A 24,906-nucleotide genomic window follows, 5' to 3' on the forward strand; every position below is an offset into this window, starting at 1 on the left:
CGGCGGATCGAATCACGGGCAGCACAAGTCACGCAGTATCGGAGCGCCGAAACCTGAACGGTGAGAGCGCTCTCACGACATGCACAGGAGCCTGTCCTCCCCAAGCATCCCTGTCAATACTTCAACCCCTGAACGCACCACCCCGACAACCCGCCCCCCACCTAAAACTCCTGAACCCCCACCCCGCCCACCGCCCGACGCCCGCTCACCTCAAGAGGTGCCGAAGCGTCACGTGCCGGAGCCGCGTTGTGGAATGCCCGTGACACGCATCGCCGGGCCATCGACCTTCGTTGCGATGCTCCACCGGAGCAGGACAAGGTTGTCCACCTCGCCCATCGGGGTATCCGCAAATTCGGTTCCGAAGCGGATGTGGTGTGTGAACGCGGCAGAGCCCCGGATCATTTTCCTGATCCGGGGCTCTGACCTGTGTGGGCGATACTGGGATCGAACCAGTGACCTCTTCGGTGTGAACGAAGCGCTCTCCCGCTGAGCTAATCGCCCGGGCGCAGGGAGAACATTACCGCATGGGTGGGGGAGGTCGCGCCCACCCTCCTCCGGGCGCGTGCGGCCGGGCGCCGGGCACCTCGTGGTGGTGGCCCGGCGGCCGGGCGGGGTCAGAAGGGGAGGGCCATTCCGTACTTCCACAGGTACAGGGCCACGGCTGCGGCGATCAGGATGAGGCCGATCGCGAGCATGATCATGTTGCGGCGGCGCGTCTTGGGGTCCAGGGCTCGGTTGGCGGCCTTGGTGACCTTGTCCTTGGTCCACAGGAGGGTGCGTTGGGCCCAGACGAACTCGGTGCCCAGGACGGCCAGGCCGAGGAAGATGACCGCCCAGCCGGGGCCCGGGAGCGGGAGCATGATGATGCCGCCGACGATGATCGCGAAGCCGATGACGGCGACGCCGATCTGCCAGGTCATGTGCAGTGGCTTCGAGCGCTTGATGAATGCGGGAGCGCGGGAGCCGAATGGTTTCGCCTGCTTGCCGGCCGGATCGCTCGGGGCGTCCTGGTCGGCGGCGGGTTCCCGTGTGGCGTGCGCGCTGTTCTCCGCGACCCCCGTGTCCATCGTTGGCCTTCCTCTCTCGTCGTACCGGCCGTCGTTCACCGGGCACCTCCGTCTGGCCTGCGGCCGGAGCCGACCATGGCTCGGCCTGGCTTGACAACGCTACAAGGGGGCAGACGTTCGGTGCAGGCCCGAGGGTGCGGAGCGGGTCCGCTCGTGGCATGAACTGAACGCCTGTTCCCTTCCGGAAATCATGCGGGCGAACGTTACACCTCCGCATCGCTCTTAAGGAGTACCCAGACGCCCGTATATCGGGCAGAGACGTTTACAAGAGGTCCGCAGGTGGGATGTTGCGAACGCCGACGTGCGAATCCCCGAGCGCACACTGAGCGAAAGGCCATGGCGCTTATGAACACCACGGTCAGCTGTGAGCTGCACCTGCGCCTCGTCGTCTCGAGCGAGTCTTCATTGCCAGTCCCCGCGGGACTGCGCTATGACTCGTCGGACCCGTACGCCGTGCATGCGACCTTCCACACGGGTGCCGATGAGACGGTCGATTGGGTCTTCGCCCGCGACCTTCTCGCGGACGGGCTGCGTCAGCCCTCCGGCACCGGCGACGTTCGTGTGTGGCCCTCCCGGAGCCACGGACAGAGCATCGTCTGCATCGCCCTCAGTTCGCCGGAGGGTGAAGCCCTGCTCGAAGCGCCCGCTCGGGCGCTGGAGTCGTTCCTGAAGCGTACGAACGCTGCCGTCACCCCCGGCAACGAGCATCGCTTCTTCGACCTCGACCGGGAACTTTCGCAGATCCTCGCCGAGAACTGAGCTCCCGGAACGGCGGGCACGCCCCTGTCCGCAGCGCCGGGTACGTACGTCACCGCTCCGCCGCACCCACCGTCCACAAGGTGGGGGCGGCGGAGCGTTTTCACGTCCTGTTACGGGACATCCGTCCACCCCTCCCCCGCCCGCCGCGACCGCCCGCTTCCGCCCGCGACCGCCGGACGAGTGAATCGAACACACCGAGCGATCGGTCGGTCCGAATACGTACACGATCCGCACATGGTGCAAACAAAGCGCGCAGTCGAACACATTTTCCGGCATCGGCATCGGCCATCGACAACGCGCGTGGGAATGCGTTCACATTCACCACCCCGGGGCGTGGCCTGTTGTGCACAGCGCGTGTTTCCCGGTTCATCCGGTAACCCACGTCAACCGGCGGTAATCGGCAAATCGGGATTCCCCGACTTCAGATCCCGCGTTTGCGCAACAGTTCCTCGATCTCCGCGAACTCGTCGTCGACCGCACCGCGCGCCGCGCGCCGCGAGCGTGGAGCGGCGGCCGGCTTGGGCTGTTGGCTGCGGGGCAGGGCGCCACCCGCGCCGGTCCCGCCGGTGAGCGCGGACAGGTCCGAAGAGCCCGCCGTGCCGGTCGAGTCCGGGTTCTTTCGACCGCCGATCATCCGGGCGATCATCAGCAGCATCACGGCGAACGCGAGGATCGCGACGCCGCCCCACGCCTTGATCCCGAAGGCGAGGTCCGTCGCCCAGTCGGCGGCGGCGCTGCCCACCCGGCGGCTCAGTGTGGCCAGGCCGGTCAGGTACAGGCCGATCGGGAACAGCGCCGCGGCGGTCCACCGCGTCGCTGTCAGGAAACGTCGTTGGCGAGCCTTCTGTACCGCGATGACCAGGCCGAGACCCGTCAGCGCCATGCACAAGGCGCCGGTCACCACATCTGCGCCGGACATGCGCTCGGCCTCCTCGTTCGCAGCTTGTTCGCAGCTTCGTTCACGGCGTTCGACTTTCGAGGCGTTCGACTTTCGAGGTGTTCGAAGCCTCGAGGCATCGGTCCTCCCCCCATCGTCGCCGCCTCCGCCCCCGGACGCCACGATCGGCGGTCGGTTCAGTACTCGGGGAGGACACCGACCGCTCCATCTCCTCCCCGTGGAGTACATCCAGGATCAGGGATGTACCCCACCCTCACAGGATGGGTTTCCCCCAATAACGCGTGCGCGGCGCGAATCCCGCCGCTGTGCAGGCCTTCGTGTGGGTGTCGTCGGAGAGGTCGATGGCCATCTCGTGCAGGCCCTGGCTCGCCGTCACGTGGCCGGCCGCGCGGAGCAGCGTCGCGGTGGCCTCCGGGTTCGGCGCCGTCAGCGCCAGGATGACGCCGTGCGCCACCCACACGGCCGCGCCGTCGCCGAGTGTGTACGGCGCGGGCGCGGTGGGGTGGTCCAACCGGGCCTGCGCCCGGGCCTGCGCGGCGGGGGCGGCCCAGCCCGCCGCGCGCAGGCTCTCCGCGTAGCGGTGCAACTCCGCGGCGCACCACTCCTCGCGTTCGTCGGTGTCCATCATCCGCACACCGGAGGGCAGGCCGGTGGCGCGTACGCCGGCCGCGAGTCGGCGACTGTCGGGGGCGTAGCCCAGCGCCTGCACGAGGCCGGTCGCCGCCCGGTTGCCCTCGGGGACGGCCGCTGCCATCCGGGTGCACCGCCGGCCGCGCATGACCTCCTCGGCCGCGAGCATCGCGACGCACGCGTGGCCGCGGCGGCGGCGGGACGGCAGCACCTGGATGTGCAGGATCCATCCGGTGCCGACACCCCACGGGCCCAATGGGGTCAGGTGCACGCCGCCGATGGCTCGGCCGTTGGCACAGATCGAGTACACGCCGTCACGGCCGGGTCCGGCCGGTCGCAAAGTGGTCGTCATCGGGTGCCCCCGCCTTCCCGGGCGCAGCGCCCCGTTACCGGCAGTGCTGCCCGCGCGCGGACCCGGCCAACCTGGCCGGGCCGCGCGGGGTGATCACGGGTCGATGTCGGCGGCGGCGCGGGCCGCGAAGATCTCCATCGCCTTGCGGGTGAGCGGTCCTGGGGCGTCCGGCGTGTGCTCGTCGATCCGGTGTACGGCCTGGATGTCGCGCAGCGACGAGGTCAGGAACACCTCCTCGGCGTCGGCGAGCACGGCCAGTGGTACGTCGATCTCCTCGGCCCCGACCCACTCCAGCACCAACGCGCGCGATACGCCCGCCAGGCAGCCAGCCGACAGCGGCGGGGTGACCACGTGGCCGTCGAGTACGACGAACACGTTCGAACCGGTGCCCTCGCACAGGTTGCCCGCCGTGTTCGCGAACAGCGCCTCGCTCGCGCCGCGTTCGGCGGCGTACGCGAGCATCACCACGTTGTCGGCGTAGCTCGTGGTCTTGAGCCCGGTGGTCGGCGCGTGCTCGTTGCGGGTCCACGGGACGGTGACCACGGCCGTACTCTTGCCGCGGGTCTTGGCCGCGGCCAGGGCCACCACCAGGGTCGGCTCGGCGTCGCCGCGCTCGGAGCCCAGCGGCGACCGGCCGCCCGTGTAGGTGATCCGCAGTCGGCCGATCCCCGGCAGCGGGTTGGCCGCCAGCACCTCGGCACACGCACGGCGGATCAGGTCCGGGTCCGGCGCGGGCAGCCCGAGACCGCGCGCGGAGCGGGCCAACCGGTCCAGGTGCCGGGTGACGGCGAAGGCCCGCCCTCCGCTCGCCTTCATCGTCTCGAAGACGCCGTCGCCCACGGTCAGGCCGTGGTCGTCCACCCGAACCACCGCGTGCTCGTCGTCGACGAGGCGATCGTTCAGCCAAATCCTGCTCATGCGCCCTCCGAGGCGTCGCGCGGGCCGTGCACATCGTTCTTGTCGTACGAGGTCATACGGGTTGTACGGGTTGTACGGGTCGTACGGGTGCTACTCCGGTCCCGGCGGGTCCTCCCACCCGGGAAGGTGATCCCGCGCGCCCGGAGCCTGATCCCGCGCCGCCACCGCGAGCAGGTTGCGGGCCTTGAGCTCGGTCTCGTCCCACTCGCGCTGCGGGTCCGAGTCGTACGTGATGCCCGCGCCCGTGCCGAAGTGCAGTCGGCCGTCCCGGACGAAGAAGCTGCGTATGCCCACCGCGAGCGAGCCGTCGCGGCGGTCCGCGTCGACCCAGCCGATCGCGCCGCAGTACGGGCCGCGCGGAACCGGTTCGAGTTCCTCGATGATCCGCAACGCGCTGCTCTTGGGCGCGCCGCTGACCGAACCGGGCGGGAAGGTCGCGGCGAACAGCTCCGGCCAGCCCACCCCCGGGGCCAACGTGCCCGCGACGGTGGAGACGAGGTGGACCAGGCCCGGGTGCTTCTCGACCACGCACAGGTCGGGCACGGTGACGGAGCCGATCGCGCTCGCCCGGCCGAGGTCGTTGCGCACCAGGTCCACGATCATCACGTTCTCGGCGTAGTCCTTGGGCAGCAGGTCGGCCTCGGTACGGCCGGTGCCCTTGATCGGGCCGGACCAGACCCGGTCGCCGGCCCGGTGCAGGTAGAGCTCGGGAGACGCGCACGCGACGTGCACATCGTGGTCGGGCAGCCGGATCACTCCCGCGTACGGCGCCGGGTTGCCGTGCGCGAGCAGGCCCGCGAGGCCGACGATGTCGGCGCCCTCGGGCAGCGGCGCGCCGAGCAGGCGACACAGGTTGACCTGGTAGACGTCGCCCGCGGCGATGTACTCGCGGATCCGGCGCACCCCGGCACGGTACGCCTCGGCGCCGAGCGAGTCGGTCCAGGTGTGGGCGGGCGGGCCGATCCACGGCGCGGGCGGCAGCGGGGCCGGTCGTACCTCGTCGAAGCGTGCGCACAGCAGGTCGCCCTCGAAGTCGGCGACGACGGCCCAGAACCCGTGCGAGTCCAGCGCGGCCGGGTCCCGCGTGACATCACGCAGGCCGGTGGCCAAGCGCCCGCCGAGGTGGGCGAGAGGGGGTGGCTGACTCACTGGTTCGTTCCGGGGGTCGCGACCGCGGCACCTGTGGAGGATCGGCGCGCGGATCAGATCGTCCATTGTAGAAGGCCGTCCCGGCGTCCGTGGTGGGCCGTCCCGAGGCTCCGAGCCGCCCGCGCGCGGCGGCCGGAAAGGGCCCGCCCGCCCGCATCGGACGCGGCCGGAACTGCCCCGAAACGATTCCGCGTTCCCGCGTGCCGGTCGGGCACGGCATGATGCGGCACGGTGGGTAGGAACCCGGCAGCCCCGAGTCCGGCGACCGCACCTCCCCGGTCGGTTCGCCCCGACCCGTCGAAGTCTCCACAGCACCACGCGATCGAAGGACGTTCATCCGTGCACTGTTCCGCCTGCGACACCTGGTCTACGCGGGCCGACCGCTGTTCGTACTGCGGCGCCGTCCCGGCCGCTGCCGCATCGCAGCAGCCCGGCGCCGGGTCGGCCCCCGTGGGCACCGGGCCCGCCGCGGCTCCCGCGGCGCCCATCCCGCTGGATCCGTACGCCGCGCCGGCGCCCGCTCCCGCTCCGACCGGCGTGTACACCGGTGTCTATCCGCACGCGCCCGGACAGTTCGCGCCGCAGGCCCCCTACGGCATGCCGGGAACGTATCCGGTCTCGCCGTACGCCGGCTGGCTGCCGCAGCCGTTTCGCGCGTTGCGCGGCATCGCCGTGACGTTGTACATCCTGCTGCCGCTGTCGGCGGTGTTCGCCGGGCTGTGCGCGGCGGCGTTCCTCCATCGTGCGGACGTCCTGCGGCAGATCGCCGACGCCGGTGAGCTCGGTATGACGGACGCGCTGCGGACGAAGGCCGAGGACTCGGACTCGCTCGTGGCCGCGGCGACCACGTTCCTCGTGTTGTCGATGATCGCGACCGCGGTGCTGTTCATCATCTGGATGTACCGGGCCCGCGCCAACGTGGACCTGTTCGGCCCCTCGAAGCAGCACCTTTCCACCGGATGGGCGATCGGCGGCTGGCTGGTACCGGTGGTCAGCCTGTGGTTCCCCAAGCTGATCCTGCACGACGTGTGGCGCGCGAGCGACCCGCGGACCGCCGAGCGCGGCGGCCGGACTCCCGGCCGCCTGCCGCTGCTGTGGGCGTGGTGGGTGTTGTTGGTCGCGTCCGGTGTGCTGTTCTTCGCGAGCCGGCTGTCCTACCCGCTCGACGAGGACATCGAGCTGTCCGACGCCGACCGGCTGCGCACCATCGACATCCTGTCCGGCGTCGCGGACCTCGTGCTGGTCCTGGCCGCCGTCGCGGCGATCTTCGTGGTCCGGAAGATCACCACCTTCCAGCACGAGCGCGAGGCGCTGGCTTTCGCGTCGGGTCTGACCCCCGGCGGCGTTCCGGGCGGGATGCCGGGGATGCCCGGGATGGCGGCCGGGTTCCCGACCGGGGCGCCCACGCCGTGGGCGGCCTATCCGGCGCAGGCGCCGACCGGCCGATACTTCGCGCCGCCGGTGCCGCCGGCTCCCGGGATGCCGGGCGTTCCGCCGGTACCGCAGGCGCCTTATGCGGTGGCCTCGGGTCCGGAGGCTCCGGCCGCGACTCCGGCCGCTGCCGCACCTGCCGCTTCGGAGACTCTGATTGCTCCGGTCGTACCGGTCACTCCCGACGCTCCGGTCTCGTCCGACGCTTCGGTCTCATCCGACGCTCCGGCTTCGTCTGGTACCGGTACCCCGGCTTCGTCCGATGCTCCGGACTCGGCCGACGCGACGACGGTCCTGCCGGTCGACGACGTACCACCGGCCACGCCGGCCAAGCGCACGCCGCCGCCCCGGCCCGCCGCGGCGCCGACGGCCGGGATGGGGGTACCGGTCGAGGCACCCACCGTCGCCGCACCGGAGGAGCAGGTGTCCCTGACCAAGCCGGTCCAGGCTGCGGAGGACGCTGCCGCCGAGAGGACGGGCGTACCTGCTGCCGAGGGCGGGAGCGAAGGCGAGGCCGAGGCCGCGAGCAGGACCGAGAACACCGAGGACGAGGCGGAGAGCGAGGCCGAGCCCGGAGCCCAAGCCCCGGCGGAGCCCGCGGCCGAGCCGGCCTCGTCTCCGGAAGCCGCAGCCGACGGCGAAGAACCCCAAGCCGAAGCCGAACCCGTCGCCGAAGCCACGCCGACCACACCGCCCGTCGCCGACTCCACACCGGACGCCGGCGACGAACGGGGCGAAACCGACCGGGTTCCGCCCGTCGCTCCGACCGCCGAACTCCCCCAGGTGCCCGCCCAGGCCCCGGCCCAAGCCGACCGCGTCCAGGACGCGCCGTCGGCGGCACCGACCGACGAAACCGAGAACTCCGAGAGCGCAAAGAACTCCGAAGGCTCCGAGGACACCGGGGACGCGGCAGCCGAGCCGGCCCCCTCCGGCGAGCGCCGCGGCTGACCTGAGCACACCTGTCGCGGGCCCGTCGCAAGCCCGTCGCGAAGGGTCGACAATCCGTCAAGTGCCCGTCAAGCGCCCGTCGGAGATCATCGCAAGAACATCGGGAGACCGTCGAGGAGACGTCCGGGACATCCCGGCAGCTCCTCGACAGCCCCTCGACGGCCCACCCGAAGCCGCGCCGAAGGCCGGTTCGAACCCTGGTGGTTCGGGCCGGCCTCGGTCGTTTTCGCAGGTTGCGCGGGTCGCGCGGTGAGGTCCGCGGGGAATCGGTTTTTGTGATGGCCCTCGGATCCGCTAAAGTTCTCAACGTCGCCGGGACGCGGAAACGCAGCCCGGGCCGACAGGCGGACGTGGCTCAGTTGGTAGAGCATCACCTTGCCAAGGTGAGGGTCGCGAGTTCGAATCTCGTCGTCCGCTCGGAAGAAGTAGAGGAATGTAGTGGGTAACCACTATGGTTCCTTCACTTGGTGGAGTGGCCGAGAGGCGAGGCAACGGCCTGCAAAGCCGTCTACACGGGTTCAAATCCCGTCTCCACCTCCAAGAGACCCCGAGGCTCCGTGCCGAGGGTGAACTTCCCGCGCGATTAGCTCAGCGGGAGAGCGCTTCCCTGACACGGAAGAGGTCACTGGTTCAATCCCAGTATCGCGCACGCCGCACAACCGAACACGTACCACGCACCACGGGTCACCCGCAGTACGCAGTACCCTCGCGCGATTAGCTCAGCGGGAGAGCGCTTCCCTGACACGGAAGAGGTCACTGGTTCAATCCCAGTATCGCGCACCAGCAGTATCGAAGGGCCGGAAGATCTCGATCTTCCGGCCCTTCGACGTTGGTGACCGCGATGGTGTGGATCACACCCCCGGATGCTCATGCGGCGGGCTGGGTACGAAGTCGGGCGCGGCGAGTCGGGCCAGCGTGGCGCGCGACTCCTCGTCCTGCGGCACGTAGACGTTCAGCCGCTGCCCCGGGAACGCGGTCAGCTCCGACGAGATCGCACGTACACGCAGCACACCGACGTCCAGGTTTCGGAAGAGCTTGACCCGGGTGCGGGTGAGCGAGATCGGGTGGGCGGCCCAGGCCTTGGCGAACTCGGGGCTGGCCTCGATCAGTTCGTCGATGAACGCGGTCCAGACCGGATCGCCGACGTTGCGGGCGTAGGTGCCGCGCAGGACGCCGACCACGCCCTGGCACTCCCGGCTCCACTCGTGGAACGGGTTGCAGCACTCGGGCCGGGTGAACAGCTCCCAGATCATGTTGCGTCGTACTCGCCGCGTCACCGTCAGGGCCGGGAAGACCTTCGCGAACAGCTCGTTGAAGGCCGGCACGTCGTAGCGCCCGTTCAGCACGACCGCGGGCAGCGTCGCGAAGTCGTCGAGCAGGGCCTGGGTGTCCGCGTCCACCTCGTCCTCGGCGCGCAGCGTCGCCGTGCTCGGTACGCAGGCCAACCGCTTGACGTGCTCCACCTCGACGCCGTCCAGGCGCAGCGTGCGGGCGATGCCGGAGATCACCTGCGCGCTGACGTTGATCGGGCGGCCCTGTTCGAGCCAGGTGTACCAGGTGACGCCCACGCCGGAGAGCTGCGCGACCTCCTCGCGGCGCAGGCCCGGGGTACGACGTCGGCGGCCGACGGGCAGGCCGACCTGCTCCGGGGTGATCCGCTCCCGGCGGCTGCGCAGGAACGCGCCGAGCTCGGCGCGCGACGCGGCGCGGGCGGGTCGGACGTACTGCGGTGTGGGCCGGTCGGGCTCGGCCGGTCGGGGCGGGTCGACCCGACCGGCGGCGGGCCCTTCCGGGGTGGTCCGGCTCTCTTCCGGGGCGCCCGGGCTGCCTGTCGAGGTGCTCGGGGCGTCCTCCCGGTCGGAGTCGTCCCATTCCCGGAGGTCGCGTTCGGGGAAGGCATCGAGATGCGGGCGGGCGGTCATTCGCCCATCCTGTGCTCGGGTCGGAGTCGATTGCCAGGTGCCTGGTTATACCCGGATAACCGGGCTACTGGTGCGGGTATTCGCGACCGACCACAGTCTTGGCCATGACCGATACGAATCTGCGGTCGGGCAGCGACGCCCGACGCGAGGGGGACGTGGAGCGGGTGGCGACCGCTCTCGGGGGCACGAGCGAGGAGACCGAAGGAGAGCGGGGCGCGGTCCGGCACCGGGCCGCGAGCACGGTGTTGCTGGTGGTGCTGGTGGCCGGGCAGTTCATGGCGGTCCTGGACGCGTCGATCGTCAATGTCGCGGCCCCGGTGATGCGTTCGGACCTGCACGCCTCGGGGGCCGGATTGCAGTGGATGATCGCCGGCTACACGATCGCGTACGCGATGTTGCTGATCACCGGATCGCGGCTGGGGGCGATCTTCGGGTACGGCCGGGCCTATCTGGGTGGGCTCGGGCTGTTCACACTCGCGTCGTTGGCGTGTGGACTGGCCACTTCGACGGGCGAGTTGGTGGCGTTCCGGTGTCTTCAGGGTGCGGGCGCCGCGTTGCTGGTGCCGCAGGTGTTGACACTGATCCAGCGGCGGTTCGAGGGACGGCGGCGGACCGCGGCGATGGGGCTGTACCAGACCGCGATCGCCGGCGGCGCGGTCGTCGGACAGATCCTCGGCGGAGTGCTGGTGAGCGCGGATCTGCTGGGTACCGGCTGGCGGCCGGTGTTCCTGGTCAACGTGCCGATCGGCGTGCTGTTGCTGGTGGTCGGATGGCGTGCGCTGGGCGGGGACCGTCCCGATCCCGCCGAGCGGACGGGGTGGGACCGGTTGGACGTGCCGGGCGTGCTGGTGCTCGCGCCGGCGATGCTCGCGGTGGTGGTGCCGCTGGTGATGGGACACGAGCAGGGTTGGCCGGTGTGGGGGTGGGTGTTGCTCGCGGCCGGGGTCGCCGGGTTGGGCCTGTTCGCGCTGGTCGAGCGGGCGGTGGCGGCGCGCGGCGGGTCGCCGCTGGTGCCGGGGGCGGTGTTGCGCTCCCCCGGGCTGCTGTCCGGCGGGATCGCGCTGTTGATCGCGGTCGGCAGCTACAACGGATTCCTGTTCACGCTCGCGCTGCACCTGCAATCCGGTCTCGGTGACAGTCCGCTGCGGGCGGGCTTGACCTATGTGCCGTGCGCGATCGGGTTCGCGGTCTCGGGGTTGTGGTGGGGACGGCTGCCCGAGCGGATCCGGGCGCATGTCGGCTATCTGGGCTTCGCGCTGGTGTCGGTCTCGTACGTCGGCATGGCGGCCGCCGTGCACGGGGGTCGCGAGGGCGGGTTCGCGCTGGCGATCGGGCTGGCCGGGATGGGCCTGGGGCAGGGCGCGGTGATCGGGCCGCTGATGGCGAGCGCGCTCGGCCGGGTCCGGGCCGAGCACGCGGGCGACGCGAGCGGCGTACTGGTCACCCTCATGCAGGTCGGCGCGGTGTTGGGGGTGGCCACGTACGGCACCACCTTCCTGTCCGCGACGGGCGTGGGTGCCCATGCCTCGGCACACGCCGCGGTGGTGACGTTCGTGGCGCTGGCCGCGGTGAACCTGTGCGCGGCGGTGTGGGCGTGGCGCGTGGTCGCGCGGCGCCGGGTCACCCGGGTCGCCTGATCGGATGGGAGGCCGAGCGGACGGGCGAACGGGCCTGCGGGCGGCGCGGTGCGATCCGCCCCGGCGCCGGGGCGCCGCCCGGCCGATCCCGGACCCCGCGCACGCACGCATGTGTGCACCCCCACCGGCCGGGCGGGCGGTTGGTCCCGTTCGGCCGGTGCGGGTCGCGCTTTCGCGGGTAGCCCCAAGACCCCGCGTCGGGTGGGGTCCTCGCGTTGGTTCGCGCGGGTGGTCGGCTCCGCGAGGTCAGTCCCGTTCGGGCCAGCGGCGGCCCGCCGCGCGCCGCGCGTCCTGCTCCGGCGAACGGCTCGGCCGCGAGCCCGATCCGGCTCCGTTGCCGCTTCCGGCCCCGGTTCCGACACCCGAGCCGGACGAGCCCGGATCCGCTCCCGCGGCCACACTCGAACCCACCTCGGATCCCGCGTGCGCACCGGCTCCCGACCCGGCGCCGGCCCGCTGCAAGAGCTCGCCGTCCCGAGCGGGGTCGACGGATGCCGCCGCCGATGCCTGCGCGTCGGCGAGTTCCTCCGCCTCCGCCGCGGCCTTCGCCTGGAGGCCGGACATCGTGCGCAGCGGCACCTCCTTGATGAAGAAGACCAGTACGAACGCGACCGCCATGACGCATGCGGCGATCAGGAACACCAACTGCATCGCCTCGGAGAAGCCTTCCTTGAACGGCGCGGCCAGGCGCGGGTCCAGGTGCTGGATGAAGGACGAGTCGCTGAGCACGCCGGAACCCTGCGCGCCGCCGGGGTTCGGATTGCGGACCATCTCGATCACCGGCCCGTTGGCCGGGTCGGCGAGCACCGAGGGATCGGCCAACGCCGCCTGGAACTCGGGCGTACGGGCGTCCCGGGTGAACGCCTTGGCGATCTCCCCGGAGACGTTGCTGAACAGCACGGACAGGAACACCGCGGTACCGGCGGTGGCGCCCATCTGCCGGAAGAAGGTCGCGGCCGAGGTGGCCACGCCCATGTCCCGGGCCGGGACCGCGTTCTGCACCACCAGGATCAGCGTCTGCATGCACTGGCCGAGGCCGATGCCGAGCAGGACCATGAACAGGCTCGTGGTCACCAGCGACGTCTCGGTGTCGACGTACAGCGCGAACAGGGCCATCGCGATCGCCGCGATGCCGGTGCCCAGGATCGGGAAGATCTTGTAGCGGCCGGTCTTGGAGGTGATCTGCCCGGACAGGATGGACGAGCCCATCATCCCGGCCATCACCGGGATCATCAGCAGGCCGGCCTCGGTGGGTCCGGCGCCCTTGACGATCTGGAAGTACTGCGGGATCAGCATGAACCCGCCGAACATGGCCATCCCGAAGATCACGCCGATCAGCGACGCGAGGCTGAAGATCCGGTCGGCGAACAGGCGCATCGGGATCAGCGCGTCCTCGCCCATCCGGCGCTCGACCAGGATCCAGGTGATCACGCCGATGCTGCCGATCAGGTAGCAGGCGATCGAGGTGCCCGAGCCCCAGCCCCATTCGCGGCCCTGTTCGGCGACGATCAGCAGCGGCACGACGCCGAGGGTCAGGGTGATCGCGCCGAACCAGTCGATCCGGTGCGGGCGGCGGGTGTGCGGGATGTGCAGCACCTTGGCGACGACCAGCAGGGCGAGCACGCCGACCGGCACGTTGACCAGGAACACCCAGCGCCAGCCCGCGATGCCGAGGATCTCGCCCTGCCCGGCGAAGAACCCGCCGACCAGCGGGCCCAGCACGCTCGAGGTGCCGAAGACGGCCAGGAAGTAGCCCTGGTAGCGGGCGCGTTCGCGTGGCGGGACGACGTCGCCGATGATCGCGAAGGCGAGCGACATCAGACCGCCCGCGCCCAGGCCCTGGAGGGCGCGGAACCCGGCGAGTTCGTACATCGACGTGGAGAACGTGCACGCCGCGGATCCGACCACGAAGATCGTGATGGCCGCGAGGTAGAACGGGCGGCGACCGTACAGGTCGGACAGCTTGCCGTACAGCGGCGTGGCGATGGTCGACGTGATGAGGTACGCGGTGGTCGCCCACGCCTGTTGGCTGAGGCCGTGCAGGTCGTCGGAGATGGTCCGGATCGCGGTCGAGACGATCGTCTGGTCCAGCGCGGCCAGGAACATGCCGGCCATCAGGCCGTACAGGATCGTCATGATCTGACGGTGGCTCAGGGCGCCTTCGCTCACGGCCTGTTGCGGGCCGGACTGCGGTTGCGGCTCGGTCATGCGGTAGTGCCTTCCGGGGCACCGGGCGCGGCGTCGCGCGTGGGTGCCTGGTCGCGTTCGAGATCGTCGTTGAAGCGGCCGAGGAGGTGCACGAGCGTTCGGCGCTCCTCGGCGGACCAGTCGCGGGTGACCCGGTCCAGTTCGGTCTGCCGGCGGGCGCGGTAGATCTCGAACGCCTGGTTGCCGGCGTCGGTCACCGCGAGCAGGGTGCCGCGACCGTCGTTGGGGTCCGGGCGGCGTTCGACCAGCCCGCGCTGGACCAGAGAGGCGATCTGCCGGCTGACCGTGGACACGTCCAGGTAGGTCATCGCGGCCAGGTCGGTCACCCGGCGGGGTCCCTCGAGGGCGAGGTAGGCCAGCAGCAGCCGGTCTCCCCCGTCGGGCACGGGGCCGCCCTCGGCGCGGTTGCGCGCCTTGGCGGCGGCCGAGAGCCGCATGAGACGCGCGAGTTCGCGTCCCAGTTCGTCGGGTGCGCGGCCGGCTGTCGGCCCGTCACACGGTGTCGTCGCGGTATCGATGACCGCCCCCCTTGTCGCTCGCCACGCGTTAACTGCATGGCTCAACCAACAATAGCGCCCTTCACCACCGCGCCCGATTCGCGCCTCAGCGGCCGAGGCCCGACCAACGCCCGGGCAAGGCCGCGGCCCAGGGGATCTCGGGAGCACGTCCCGTGGCCCCGGGGATTCTCGGGAGCGCGTCCCGTCGAACCGGCCATCCCCGCTCGACCATCCCCGCTCGACGATCGCGGCCCTGTCGCCTCCGAAGCGGGCAGACCAACGGGCCGTCGCCCGGGACGGCGGCAACCGGGCGGGGCCGCCCGGCGGACCCGCTATCGGGCGACGGCCGCCTCGGCGGGTGCCGCGTCGGGCCGGTCGGCCGACCGCTCGATGGTCTCGGCGGCCGGCGCGGACGGCTGAGCGCCGGGACCGACTGCCGGTGTCACGCCCGCCTTCGGCCCCGAACGCGGCCCGGGCTGCGGCACCGGCGACGCGCCGGGGCGTACCGCGGCGGAGGGGTCGAGCGCACCCTCCCCGCCCGGACCGACGCCCGAATCCACACCCGCGTGCACATCCGCGCCCCCACCCGCGCCCGGCGTGGGCGCACCGTCCGCGCCGAGCAGCCCCTCGGGCATGCACTCCGCACCCGCCTCCGCGAGGTGCGCGTCATCGACCGCATCGGCGACGTCGGCCGCACCACGACTCACAGCAGCCGCATCCGACTCGTCCGGGCCCGCGCTTCCGCCCGCCTCGCCCGTACCCGTGCCGACGTCCGCCCGACCCGCCACCGGAGTGGCCCCGCCGGCCCGCTTCGGCCCGGCCTTCTTGGCCCCCGGACGCTTGTCCGGCTCGCGGTAGCCCAACTTGCGCAGTTCATCCGGCGTCCAGCCACCCGCCAACGCGTCCGCCCACGCCTTGAGCGCGCGCTGTTCGCCCTCGGCGGCGGCCTTGAGCAGCGGTTCCAACTCGGCCGCCGACGTGGCCAGTTCGCGGATCAGTTCGATGCGCCGGTCAAGGAGGGCACGGGCGGCCACCTCCGCGTCACGAATCAATGCGTCATCGGTCATGCACGCACCGTAATGGACATGTCGGTGCGCCGGAAAATCGACAAGCCGATGACTCGCCCGCCCATCACCCTTCGAACGACCCCGCCCCCTCCCGCGAAAGCCCTCCCGATCCGCCCCCACCCCCATCTCCCGGCCCGCGTGACGAGCGGCACGGAACTCGACCCATGCTCATCTGACTGTCCGTCAGCTATGGTGACGAGGTGCCTGTCTCGCGACTATTGGGCGCTCGTGCGAGGTACCCGACGGGTGTCCCGCCGGGTCCCGGGCATCACGGCTGCAGCAGGTTCGGCCGGCCGGTCGACCGCGCGGCACACGTACGACCGCACAACAGGGAGTGAGTGACCATGCGCGTGGGAGAGGTGGCAGGCGCGGACCTGCAACGCTTCGGAAAGCCGCTCGACGGGATCCGGGTCCTTGCCATCGAACAGATGCAGGCGCTCCCCTACGCCACGCAGATGCTCGCCCGACTGGGCGCGGAGGTCATCAAGATCGAGTCGCCGGGCGTCGGCGAGTCCGGGCGCGCCGCGCTGCCGATGATGACCGACCCGCTCGGCCGCCGCGTCGGCGTCACCTTCCTGCGCAACAACCTCGGCAAGCGCAGCGTCACGGTCGACCTGAAGCACCCCGAGGGCCGCGAGATAGTGCTGCGCCTGGCCGAGAAGGCGGACATCGTCTGCGAGAACTTCAAGCCCGGTACGGCCGGCCGGCTCGGCCTGGGCTTCGAGGACATCGCCGCCGTCAACCCGCGCGCGATCTACCTCTCCGTGTCCGGCTTCGGCAACACCACCGAGTCGCCGTACGCGTCCTGGCCCGCGTACGCCCCGGTCGCCGAGGGCATGGCCGGTCTGTACGACTTCAAGCGCGACCCGAACACCGCGCCGGTGGTGTCCCCGCTCGGCGCGCTCGGCGATTCGGGCTCGGCGCTGTTCGCGGTGATCGGCGTATTGGCCGCGCTGCGCCATCGGGACGCCACCGGCATCGGTCAGTACGTGGACATCTCCATGTTCGACGCCATGGTCGCGCTCAACGACGCGGGGATCAGCTACTGGTCGATGGGACTGAAGGACCCCGGCCTCGCGCCGCTGATCAACCACTCGTTCCGGGCCTTCGACGGCTACTTCCTGATCCAGTGCGCGCGCCCGCACATGTTCGAGGCGCTCGCCGACCTGGTCGGCAAGCCGGAGTGGAAGAGCGATCCGCGTCTGAGCGGCCCGCAGGAGTGGTTCGACCACATCGAGGACATCCTGCGCCCGGGCATCGAGGAATGGGCGGCGGACAAGTCCCGGTTGCAGGCGTGTGCGGCGCTGAGCGGAGTGGGCGTCGCGTCCGGCCCGGTCTACAACCCCGGCGACGTGATCGAGGACGAGCACGTGCGCAATCGCAACATGATCGTCGAGATGGAGCGCACCGACGGCGACCCGGCGCCGGTCCTGTCGCCGGGCAACCCGGTCAAGCTCTCCCGGGTCGCCGAGGGCCCCGAGACCCGGGTGCCCTGGGTCGGCGAGCACACCGCCGAGGTGCTCGGGGCCGAACTGGGCCTGTCCCGCGCGGAGATAGACCGCCTCGCGGCCGACGGCGCGATCGGCTTGGAGACCCCCTAGCCGAGCACGTACTCCCCCAACCCATCCCGCACGGCGGCCCGCAGCGGCGGGCGGCCACGCGACAACGCGACGAACCCCAAGTGGAACGAGGCGGAAGCGGAGAAATGACGACTGACGGAACCGCAGTTTCGACGGGACGCGGCATCCTCGGGTACGGGGCCTATCTCCCCTACCGGCGCCTCGACCGCAAGAGCATCGCCGCCGTGGCCGGCACCGGCGGCGGCAAGGGCACCCGCACGGTCGCCTCCTTCGACGAGGACACCACCACGCTGGGCGTCGAGGCCGCCCGCAACACGCTGCGCGCGACGCCCGGGATCCGCCCGCGCGCGCTGCTGTTCGCCACGGTGGCACCCGCGTACGCGGACCGCACCAACGCGACCGTGATGCACGCCGCGCTGCGCCTGGACGGTTCGGTGCCCGCGATGGACGCCACCGGCTCGGTGCGCTCGGCGGCCGGTCTGCTCCGGCTCGCGCTGGACGGCGCCAGCAGCTCGCTCGTGGTCGGTGCCGACATCCGGGTCGGCCTGCCCGGCAGCGGCGACGAGGCGGCCGGCGGCGACGGTGCGGCCGCGCTGCTGGTCGGCTCCCCCGCCGACGGCCCGGTGCTGGCCGAGTATCTCGGCGGCGCGTCCGCCACGGCCGAGTTCGTCGACCGCTGGCGCACTCCGGGCGATGTGCGTTCGAAGTTGTGGGAGGAGAAGTTCGGCGAGAACAACTACCTCGCCGCCGGTCGGCAGGCCTGGACCGACGCGCTCAAGGCGACCGGGCTGACCGCCGACCAGGTCGCCCACGCGGTGATCGCCGGCCTGCACGGCCGCGCGGTCGCCGGGCTGGGCCGCAGGCTCGGGGTGCGCGAGGGTGTCCTGGGCGACGACCTCGCGAGCACCGTGGGCAACACCGGCGCGGCGCACCCGGGACTGCTGCTGAGCGCGACGCTGGAGCGCTCCGAGCCGGGCGCGGTCGTCGCGCTGGTCGTGCTGTCCGACGGCGCCGACGTGTTCCTGTTCCGCACCACCGACGCGCTCGCGGCCTACCGGCCCACCCGCACGGTCGCCGAGCAGATCGCCGGCGGCGCGCCGCTGCCGTACGGCAAGTACCTCGCGTGGCGCGGGCTGCTCCCGGTCGAACCGCCGCGCCGACCCGAGCCCGCCCGCACCTCGTCCTCGGCCGCCGTGCGCTCGGTGGAGTGGAAGTACGGCTTCGTCGGCTCGCGCGATCGCGAGAGCGGCGCCGTACACCTGCCGCCGCAACGGGTGTCGATGACCGGTGGCAACGTGGACGACATGGAGCCGGTGCCCTCCGCCGACGTGCTCGGCACGGTCAAGACGTTCACCGTGGACCGGATGGCCTACTCGCCCAGCCCGCCGGTGGTGTTCGCGGTCGTGGACTTCGACGACCCCGCGGGGGGCGAAACGACGTCCGACGAGGGTGGTGGGCGACGGGTGGGCGGCCGGTTGCCGATCGAGCTGACCGACATGGACGCGACCGAGGTGGCCATCGGCGACCGGGTCGAGCCGACCTTCCGCCGGCTGGGCACCGCCGACGGCATCCACAACTACTTCTGGAAGGCCCGCCCCGTGCGGACCGCCCGAGCCGCCGAGGAGGCATAGGCATGGGATCGCACGGCATCAAGGACCGCGTCGCCATCATCGGGATGGGTTGCACCCCCTTCGTCGAGCACTGGGACAAGGGCACCGACGACCTGCTGATCGAGGCGACCACCGAGGCGTTCGCGAACGCCGGCGTGGCGCAGGAACAGGTCGACGCGTACTGGCTGGGCACCGCGCAGTCGGGCATGTCCGGACTGACCCTGGCCAAGCCGCTGCAACTGCAGGGCAAGCCGGTCACCCGCGTGGAGAACATGTGCGCGACCGGGTCCGACGCGCTGCGCCAGGCCGCGTACGCGGTCGCGTCCGGCGCGTACGACATGGCCATGGCGGTCGGCGTGGAGAAGGTCAAGGACGGCGGCTTCCAGGGGCTGAACGCGTTCCCGATCCCCGGCGACGGGACCGCCCGCACGCTCACCGCGGCGGCGATGTTCTCGATGGTGGTGCCCGCGTACGGCGACAAGTACGGCGTGTCCGAGGCGGAGATGCGCGACGTGCTGTCGCACATCGCGTCGAAGAACCACTACAACGGCGCGCGCAATCCGCGCGCGCAGTTCCGCAAGGAGATCGCGCCGGAGAAGATCTCCGCGATGCCCAAACTCGCGGGCCAACTCGGCGTGTTCGACTGCGCGGGCGTCGCCGACGGCGCGGCGGCGGCGATCGTGGTCCGGGCCGAGGACGCACACCTGTACACGGACAAGCCGCTGTACATCAAGGCGCTGTCGCTGGTGGCGGGCAACGGCTCGGGGGTGATCGACCCGGAGTACGACTACACCACGTTCCGGGAGATCGCCGCGTGCGCGCAGGACGCGTACCGTCAGGCCGGCGTGGGCAACCCGCGCGAGGAGCTCGCGATGGCCGAGGTGCACGACTGTTTCACGCCGACCGAACTGGTGCTGATGGAGGATCTGCAGTTCGCCGATCGCGGGACCGCGTGGAAGGACGTCCTGGCAGGTGCCTTCGATCTGGACGGCCGGTTGCCGGTCAACCCGGACGGCGGGCTGAAGAGCTTCGGTCACCCGGTCGGCGCATCCGGACTGCGGATGATGTTCGAGGCCTGGCTACAACTGCGCGGCGAGGCACCGGCGGATCGACGGATCCCGGCGGACGGTCGCAAGCTCGCGCTGACCCACAACCTCGGCGGCTATCCGGGCGAGATGGTCTCCTTCATCTCCATCCTGGGCAACGAACTCGGCTGACCGCCGTTCCCCCACGCGTTGTTCGAAGACCGTCGAACCGCGTCGGGTTTTGCTCGTCAAAGCTGGTGAGGGGCTCGATCGCGGTCGCGATCGAGCCCCTTTCGCCATCTCCGGACACCGGAAATGGGCAATCTGCCACAAGCATCATGGTTACCGTGGTTTCATCCGCGTCCGGGCCTTTGATGTGCGACAGTCATTGCACCCTGCCTCGTCATGTCCGGAGGAGCGCGAGCGGATGCGCGAACGGCCCGAACACCCCGTGGACGCACCCCTCGTGGTGGACCCGGCGCAATGGCTCGCGCACATCGACCGAATGCGGGCCGAACTCGAGGCTCTGCGCGGTGGTTTCGGCCCGCGCCCGGGTGCTGCCGGCGGCGGTTCGGGCGAGGACGCGGCGGCGATCGAGGACGCGCACCGCCGGGGCATGGTGTGCGATCTGCTCGCGGGCAGCCTCGGCCGGACGGCGGAGTATCTGGCCCGATTGAGCCTGGACACCGACGATCCCGAGCACCGCCAGGCCGACGATCCGGGCCTGGCGGCCAGCACTCCGGCACGCAGCTCGGTCCGGCCGCCGGACGTCGGGCCCACCGCGCCGTTCGCGCTCGGTGACGTCGAGGACGCGGTACTGCCGTGGCGGCACCTGCGCCGGTTGTTCGTCGAACCGGACCCGCACGGGCTGTTGCCCGAGCAGCGCCGCACGGCCGTGCCGCCGGCGCCGGGTTCGGGACCGGTGGCCAGCGCCGAGTGGCATCTCGATCGCGACGACGTGCGCTGGTCCGACGAGATGTACGCGCTCTTCGGCCGAGACCGCGCGCTCGGCCCGCTGCCGCTGGCCGAGTTGCCCGACCACGCGGCGGCCGAGGATCGGGCGTTCGTCACGGACCTGCTGCGCGAACTGCTCGAACAGGCGAACGGCACCGAGGGCGAGTTCCGGATCGTGCGCGCCGACGGCAGCCGGGTGTCGGTCCAGTTCGTCGGCGAACCGGTGCTCGGCGCAGACGGAACCCCATTTGCGGTCTGGGTGTTGCTCCGCGATATCACCGAACTGCGGCGCACCCAGGAGGCGTTGACGGAGGCCCGGGCGCAGTTGCTGGCCCAGCGCCGACTGGTGCGCTCCGAGCACCGGATCGCCGCCGAGTTGCAGCGCGTGGTGATGCCGTGGTGGACCCGGCCGATCAGCCTGCCCGGCATCGAGGTGGCCACCCGGTACTTCCCGGCCGAGCAGGACTCGAAGGTCGGCGGCGACTGGTACGACGCGCTCGCGCTGCCGAGCGGCGACGTGTTGCTCGCGGTCGGCGACATGTCCGGGCACGGGGTCGCCGCGGCGTCCGGGATGACCACACTGCGCGGGGCGTTGCAGGGGGTGGCGATGACGGGGGCCGGGCCCGCCGCGATGCTGACCGCGCTGAACCGGATCGTGGTGCACACCCTGCCGGCGGACAAGGTGGCGACCGCGGTGTGCGCGCGATTCGACCCGGAACGGCGAGTGTTGACCTGGGCCCAGGGCGGCCACCCGCCGCCGCTGCTGTACCGCGACGGCGTGGGACGGGCACTGTCGGCACCCTTCGGCGTGTTGCTGGGTGCGCTCGACGAGCCCGAGTTCGTCGAGGACCGGGTCGAACTACTCCCCGGCGACGTGCTGTTGATCTTCACCGACGGCTTGGTCGAGCGACGCGGGCGCGGCACCGAGGAGGCGGTCCGCGCCCTCCTCGGCCTGGGCCCCCGAGTACTCGGCGCGGACGCCAGGACATGCGTGGACGTGGTGCTGAGCCGCCTGGGCCACACCCGCTACGAGGACGACGCGTGCGTGATGGCGGTGTGCGTGCGGTAGCGCTGCGCTTGGGCTCGGGGTTTTGTGCCCACCCATTGCGGATCCCGGGCGTCAGGAGCCTTCGGCGAGTTCCTCGCGGAAGACACGCACCTCCGGCACGTCCCGATACCGGTCCGTGAGTCTGCGCAGTACCTCCAGGCGGTCCCACGTGCGTTTCGAGCTGACCTCGCCGGCGGCGTGGACCGCGAGACGCGCCTGGTGGGCACCCCGGTCGGGTTGGCCATCCAACAAACAGGCGGAGGCCAGCGAGATCAAATCGAAGGTCTTGGAGCGTTCGTGCCCGCGAGCACGCAACTCCAGTGCCCGCTCCGCGTGTTCCTGGGCACGACCGGCCGCGGTGGGATCCACCTCGGCGAGCGTGCGGTACACCAGCGCCTGCATGCCGTGCAGATCGGCCGAGTCGAAGAAGGCCACCCAGTCCGGATCCTCGTCCGGGCGCGACCGGCCGAACTCGGCCTCGGCCCGACCCAGGGTGCGCCGGCAGTCCGCGGCCCGCCCGAGCGCCGCCTGCGCCCACGCCTCCACGGTGTGGAACATCGCGCGTGTGGTCGCTCCCGCCCGATCGCCCGCCGTACGCTGCGCCAACTCGATCAGCGCGAGCGCGTCCGCCGGGCGCTCCAGGTGCACCATCTGCCGGGCCGCGCGGGAGAGCGCCTCGGCCGCCCGCGGCAGGTCGCCCGCCTCCCGGGCCGCGTGCGCCGCGATCACGAAGTAGTTCTGCGCGGTCGGATCCAGCCCGACGTCGTGCGACATCCAGCCGGCCAGCGCGGCCAGGTTGGCCGCCACGTTCCACAGCCGACGGGTGACCGGCAGCGGATTGGGATAGGTCAGCAGATTGCCGACCTCGTTCAACTGCCCGATCACCGCCTTGCGTTGCAGACCACCTCCGCGATCGGCGTCCCAGGTCCGGAACACCGTGACCGCGTTCTCCAGCGCGGTCACCTCCTCGGCCCCGATCGGACCCGCGTCGGCGAGCCCGTACGAGACCGGGTCGGCCGGCGCGCCGCGCGGGTGGGGCAGGCCCGGTCCGGGGGTGAGCCAGCGATCGAAATTGGCCACCAGGGCCGGCCCCGCGACGAGTGCGAACCCGCTGCCGGCGAAGCCGTGCCGGTTGAGCATCAGGTCCATGCCGGTGAACTCGGTCAGCGCGGTCACCGTGCGCTCGGTGCTCCACGGCAGGTCCTCCTGGACCACCTGCGCGTTGTGCCGGGGGCGACCGGTCAGGCCGAGGTCCTCGGAGGTGACGACACGCCCGAGCCGCTCGGTGAACAGGGCCGCCAGAACCCGGGGTACCGGATCCCTCGGGCGCTCACCGTCCTCCAGCCAGCGCCGGACCCTGGAGGTGTCCGTGGCAAGCTGGGGATGGCCCATCGCGGCGGCCCGGCGGTTGACCAGTCGGGCGAGTTCGCCCTTGGACCACCCGGTCAGGGCGAAGAGGTCGACCAGTTTGGTATTGGGTTCCCGGCGCATTGCAAACCGCCCGTTGATGTGGGGACCGTGGCTCGAAAAGCGTCCTGTACGAGGTCGCCTGCCGGACCGAGGCTAGCCCGGTCCGGAGCAGCCGGCTCCGATTCGCCATGGTTCGCCAGGGTCCGCCACGTGGATCACCACCCGGTTCTCGGAGTGTTGTGGATGGTGGATCCGGCACGTGGGCCCCCACCCGTCGCGCGGCCGGATCCGCCCCTCGGCAGCGCAGGAAGGTTTACATGTCATCCACGACGTCCACCACCCCCGGCCGCCCGACCACGCCCGGTTCCGCGACCTCCCGGCCGGTCACCCCCGGTCCGAACAGGCGTTCCCCATCCGGTGGTTCGGCGCCCGGCACGGTGGCGTCGACGAACACCGTGGTCGCGGCCAACGCCGCGGTCGCGACCGGCACGGCCGGGGCCGCCGGTGGAGCGGGCCCGGGAGCATCTCGCATGGCGCAACAGGTTCCGGGTCCGGAGGCGGTGGCCACGATCGCGGCCCGAGTCTGTCCCGGCTTCACCGCGGGCGCGGTGTTGCGGAGAACACCGCGCTCCCTGCTCCTGTCCGGCGCGGTCGGTCGCGGCCCGGTGGTGGTGAAGTACCTGACCGACCCCTCGCCGCACTGGCTCCAGCGATTCCGACACGAGGTCAACGCGTACCGCACCTTCACCCGCCAACGACCGCCCGTGCGGGTCCCCCGCCTGATCGCCGCCGACCCCGAGCGCCGCATCCTGGTGATGGAACACGTGGCCGGCCGACCGGCCGCCAACGAACGCCACCCGGGCACCGCGATGGCCCGCGCCGACGTCCGCGCGGTCCTCAACGCGTTCACCACGCTCAACCGATGGAAGCCCCCGCCCGGGTCCTTCCCGCTCGCCTTCGACTACCCGGCCCGCGTCGACCGCTACCACAAACTCGGCCTGCTCACCGACCGCGACGCCGGCGACCTGGCCCAACTCCTGCGCGGCCTCAGCCGGGTGCCCGCGCAGTTCTGCCACGGCGACGCGGTCCTGTCCAATATCCTGCTCACCGCCCAGGGCGCGGCGCTGGTCGACTGGGAGTCCTCCGGCTACCACCTGCCCGGCTACGACCTGGCCGTCCTGTGGACCCTCCTGGCCCGCGACCCGATGACCCGCCGCCAGATCATCCAGACCGCCCAACAATCCGGCTCGCTCTCCCGCGACGCGTTCCTGGTCAACCTCATGCTGGTCCTCGTCCGCGAAATCCGCCTCAACGACGTGGGCCCCGTCGCCGAAGACCAACGCCGCCTCCTCCGCCGCCTCCACGACGATTGCGGCATGGTCCGCCGAGCGGTCCGAGCCGCAATCGGCACCCGCTGACCATGCTCGTGGCCACATGGCCCTGATGGGACCACCCGACCCACGTTCACCGGCTGCGCTCACAAAGCACTCGGCTTGGAAGCGGTGCGATGCTCGCGGCCACATGGCCCTGACGGGACCACCCGACCCACGTTCACCGGCTGCGCTCACAAAGCACTCGGCTTGGTAGTGGTGCCCACCCGCCCGCCCGTTGCGTGTGCGAGTGAGGGCTGCGGGTCTTTGGGGGTCGGTGGGGCTGGTCTGGCCCGGTGAGCATGCTCTGTGGTTTGGCGGGGTTGGGTGTGGTGGGGTGCGGTTGTCTGGTGGGTTGCGTTGGGTTGTGTACCCACCCGCTCCACCCGTTGCTTCTGGGGCGGGGGTTGGGGTTTTAGGGGCGGC

The 24,906-nt window shown here is 71.5% G+C and carries 19 protein-coding genes and 5 tRNA genes; 12 read left to right on the forward strand and 12 right to left on the reverse strand.

Translation table 11 applies throughout. The features are described from left to right. Positions 1–429 precede the first annotated feature (429 nt). Both ACIBSV_RS39870 and ACIBSV_RS39875 read right to left on the reverse strand, forming a co-directional pair. Positions 430–501, reverse strand: a tRNA-Val gene (locus ACIBSV_RS39870). Positions 502–614: 113 nt separating this feature from the next. Then, positions 615–1,067: a TIGR02611 family protein gene (locus ACIBSV_RS39875; protein ID WP_395872040.1), complete on the reverse strand. Its 453-nt coding sequence runs from the start codon at positions 1,065–1,067 to the stop codon at positions 615–617. 345 nt (positions 1,068–1,412) lie between these two features. Between ACIBSV_RS39875 and ACIBSV_RS39880 the strand changes: the two genes are divergently transcribed. Then, positions 1,413–1,826: an SsgA family sporulation/cell division regulator gene (locus tag ACIBSV_RS39880; RefSeq protein ID WP_161356292.1), complete on the forward strand. Its 414-nt coding sequence runs from the start codon at positions 1,413–1,415 to the stop codon at positions 1,824–1,826. Between the two features lie 421 nt (positions 1,827–2,247). Here the strand turns inward: ACIBSV_RS39880 and ACIBSV_RS39885 are convergent, their stop codons facing one another. From ACIBSV_RS39885 to ACIBSV_RS39900, 4 genes are all read right to left on the reverse strand, one after another. After that, entirely contained in the window at positions 2,248–2,745 is a 498-nt protein-coding gene (locus tag ACIBSV_RS39885) for a hypothetical protein (RefSeq protein WP_395872042.1), read from the reverse strand. 232 nt (positions 2,746–2,977) lie between these two features. Further along, the gene (locus ACIBSV_RS39890; protein WP_395872044.1) at positions 2,978–3,706 is read right to left on the reverse strand and encodes a GNAT family N-acetyltransferase; all 729 of its coding nucleotides are present in this window, start codon (positions 3,704–3,706) and stop codon (positions 2,978–2,980) included. A gap of 93 nt (positions 3,707–3,799) precedes the next feature. Next, positions 3,800–4,624, reverse strand: a complete 825-nt coding sequence (locus tag ACIBSV_RS39895; protein WP_395872046.1) for an aminotransferase class IV — start codon at positions 4,622–4,624, stop codon at positions 3,800–3,802. Between the two features lie 90 nt (positions 4,625–4,714). Next, positions 4,715–5,773: a chorismate-binding protein gene (locus ACIBSV_RS39900; protein ID WP_395872048.1), complete on the reverse strand. Its 1,059-nt coding sequence runs from the start codon at positions 5,771–5,773 to the stop codon at positions 4,715–4,717. A gap of 339 nt (positions 5,774–6,112) precedes the next feature. On the opposite strand from ACIBSV_RS39900, the gene ACIBSV_RS39905 reads away from it, so the two are divergent. The 5 genes from ACIBSV_RS39905 (at position 6,113) to ACIBSV_RS39925 (ending at position 8,935) form a co-directional block, all read left to right on the forward strand. Beyond that, positions 6,113–8,152: a DUF4328 domain-containing protein gene (locus tag ACIBSV_RS39905; RefSeq protein WP_395872050.1), complete on the forward strand. Its 2,040-nt coding sequence runs from the start codon at positions 6,113–6,115 to the stop codon at positions 8,150–8,152. A gap of 344 nt (positions 8,153–8,496) precedes the next feature. After that, positions 8,497–8,569, forward strand: a tRNA-Gly gene (locus ACIBSV_RS39910). A 49-nt stretch (positions 8,570–8,618) separates the two neighbouring features. Next, positions 8,619–8,692, forward strand: a tRNA-Cys gene (locus tag ACIBSV_RS39915). 37 nt (positions 8,693–8,729) lie between these two features. Further along, positions 8,730–8,801, forward strand: a tRNA-Val gene (locus ACIBSV_RS39920). A gap of 59 nt (positions 8,802–8,860) precedes the next feature. Continuing rightward, positions 8,861–8,935: transfer RNA gene (locus ACIBSV_RS39925), tRNA-Val, on the forward strand. A 68-nt stretch (positions 8,936–9,003) separates the two neighbouring features. On the opposite strand, the gene ACIBSV_RS39930 is transcribed toward ACIBSV_RS39925, so the two are convergent. Continuing rightward, the gene (locus tag ACIBSV_RS39930; protein ID WP_395872052.1) at positions 9,004–10,074 is read right to left on the reverse strand and encodes a helix-turn-helix transcriptional regulator; all 1,071 of its coding nucleotides are present in this window, start codon (positions 10,072–10,074) and stop codon (positions 9,004–9,006) included. A gap of 104 nt (positions 10,075–10,178) precedes the next feature. Between ACIBSV_RS39930 and ACIBSV_RS39935 the strand changes: the two genes are divergently transcribed. Then, positions 10,179–11,711, forward strand: coding sequence for an MFS transporter (locus ACIBSV_RS39935; protein WP_395872054.1), 1,533 nt, complete (start codon positions 10,179–10,181; stop codon positions 11,709–11,711). A gap of 246 nt (positions 11,712–11,957) precedes the next feature. Here the strand turns inward: ACIBSV_RS39935 and ACIBSV_RS39940 are convergent, their stop codons facing one another. The 3 genes from ACIBSV_RS39940 to ACIBSV_RS39950 form a co-directional block, all read right to left on the reverse strand. Beyond that, positions 11,958–13,919, reverse strand: a complete 1,962-nt coding sequence (locus ACIBSV_RS39940; protein WP_395872057.1) for an MDR family MFS transporter — start codon at positions 13,917–13,919, stop codon at positions 11,958–11,960. After that, complete coding sequence (locus ACIBSV_RS39945) at positions 13,916–14,356, reverse strand: MarR family winged helix-turn-helix transcriptional regulator (RefSeq protein ID WP_395872059.1); 441 nt, start codon at positions 14,354–14,356, stop codon at positions 13,916–13,918. Before ACIBSV_RS39945 ends, ACIBSV_RS39940 begins: the two co-directional genes overlap by 4 nt. A 392-nt stretch (positions 14,357–14,748) precedes the next feature. Continuing rightward, complete coding sequence (locus ACIBSV_RS39950) at positions 14,749–15,483, reverse strand: hypothetical protein (RefSeq protein ID WP_395872061.1); 735 nt, start codon at positions 15,481–15,483, stop codon at positions 14,749–14,751. A gap of 344 nt (positions 15,484–15,827) precedes the next feature. Here ACIBSV_RS39950 and ACIBSV_RS39955 point away from each other — a divergent pair, with 344 nt between their 5' ends. The 4 genes from ACIBSV_RS39955 to ACIBSV_RS39970 all read left to right on the forward strand — a co-directional run bounded on the left by ACIBSV_RS39955 (position 15,828) and on the right by ACIBSV_RS39970 (position 21,721). Then, positions 15,828–17,084 (forward strand): CaiB/BaiF CoA transferase family protein, encoded by a 1,257-nt coding sequence (locus ACIBSV_RS39955; protein WP_395872062.1) that lies wholly within the window; start codon positions 15,828–15,830, stop codon positions 17,082–17,084. 104 nt (positions 17,085–17,188) lie between these two features. Then, on the forward strand, positions 17,189–18,694 hold the full coding sequence (locus ACIBSV_RS39960) for a hydroxymethylglutaryl-CoA synthase (protein WP_395872063.1): 1,506 nt from the start codon (positions 17,189–17,191) through the stop codon (positions 18,692–18,694). 2 nt (positions 18,695–18,696) lie between these two features. Then, positions 18,697–19,890 carry an acetyl-CoA acetyltransferase gene (locus ACIBSV_RS39965; RefSeq protein ID WP_395872066.1) on the forward strand — a complete coding sequence of 398 codons (1,194 nt, stop codon included), beginning with the start codon at positions 18,697–18,699 and terminating at the stop codon, positions 19,888–19,890. Positions 19,891–20,125: 235 nt separating this feature from the next. After that, positions 20,126–21,721, forward strand: a complete 1,596-nt coding sequence (locus ACIBSV_RS39970; RefSeq protein ID WP_395872069.1) for a PP2C family protein-serine/threonine phosphatase — start codon at positions 20,126–20,128, stop codon at positions 21,719–21,721. A gap of 51 nt (positions 21,722–21,772) precedes the next feature. Here the strand turns inward: ACIBSV_RS39970 and ACIBSV_RS39975 are convergent, their stop codons facing one another. Both ACIBSV_RS39975 and ACIBSV_RS39980 read right to left on the reverse strand, forming a co-directional pair. Beyond that, positions 21,773–23,191, reverse strand: a complete 1,419-nt coding sequence (locus ACIBSV_RS39975; protein ID WP_395872072.1) for a hypothetical protein — start codon at positions 23,189–23,191, stop codon at positions 21,773–21,775. A gap of 232 nt (positions 23,192–23,423) precedes the next feature. Next, positions 23,424–23,642, reverse strand: coding sequence for a hypothetical protein (locus ACIBSV_RS39980; RefSeq protein ID WP_395872074.1), 219 nt, complete (start codon positions 23,640–23,642; stop codon positions 23,424–23,426). Between ACIBSV_RS39980 and ACIBSV_RS39985 the strand changes: the two genes are divergently transcribed. Beyond that, positions 23,641–24,528, forward strand: coding sequence for a phosphotransferase (locus ACIBSV_RS39985; RefSeq protein ID WP_395872077.1), 888 nt, complete (start codon positions 23,641–23,643; stop codon positions 24,526–24,528). The two genes, ACIBSV_RS39980 and ACIBSV_RS39985, sit on opposite strands and share 2 nt — an antisense overlap. Positions 24,529–24,906: the final 378 nt, after the last annotated feature.

Source organism: Embleya sp. NPDC050154 (assembly GCF_044460165.1).
Lineage (GTDB): Bacteria > Actinomycetota > Actinomycetes > Streptomycetales > Streptomycetaceae > Embleya.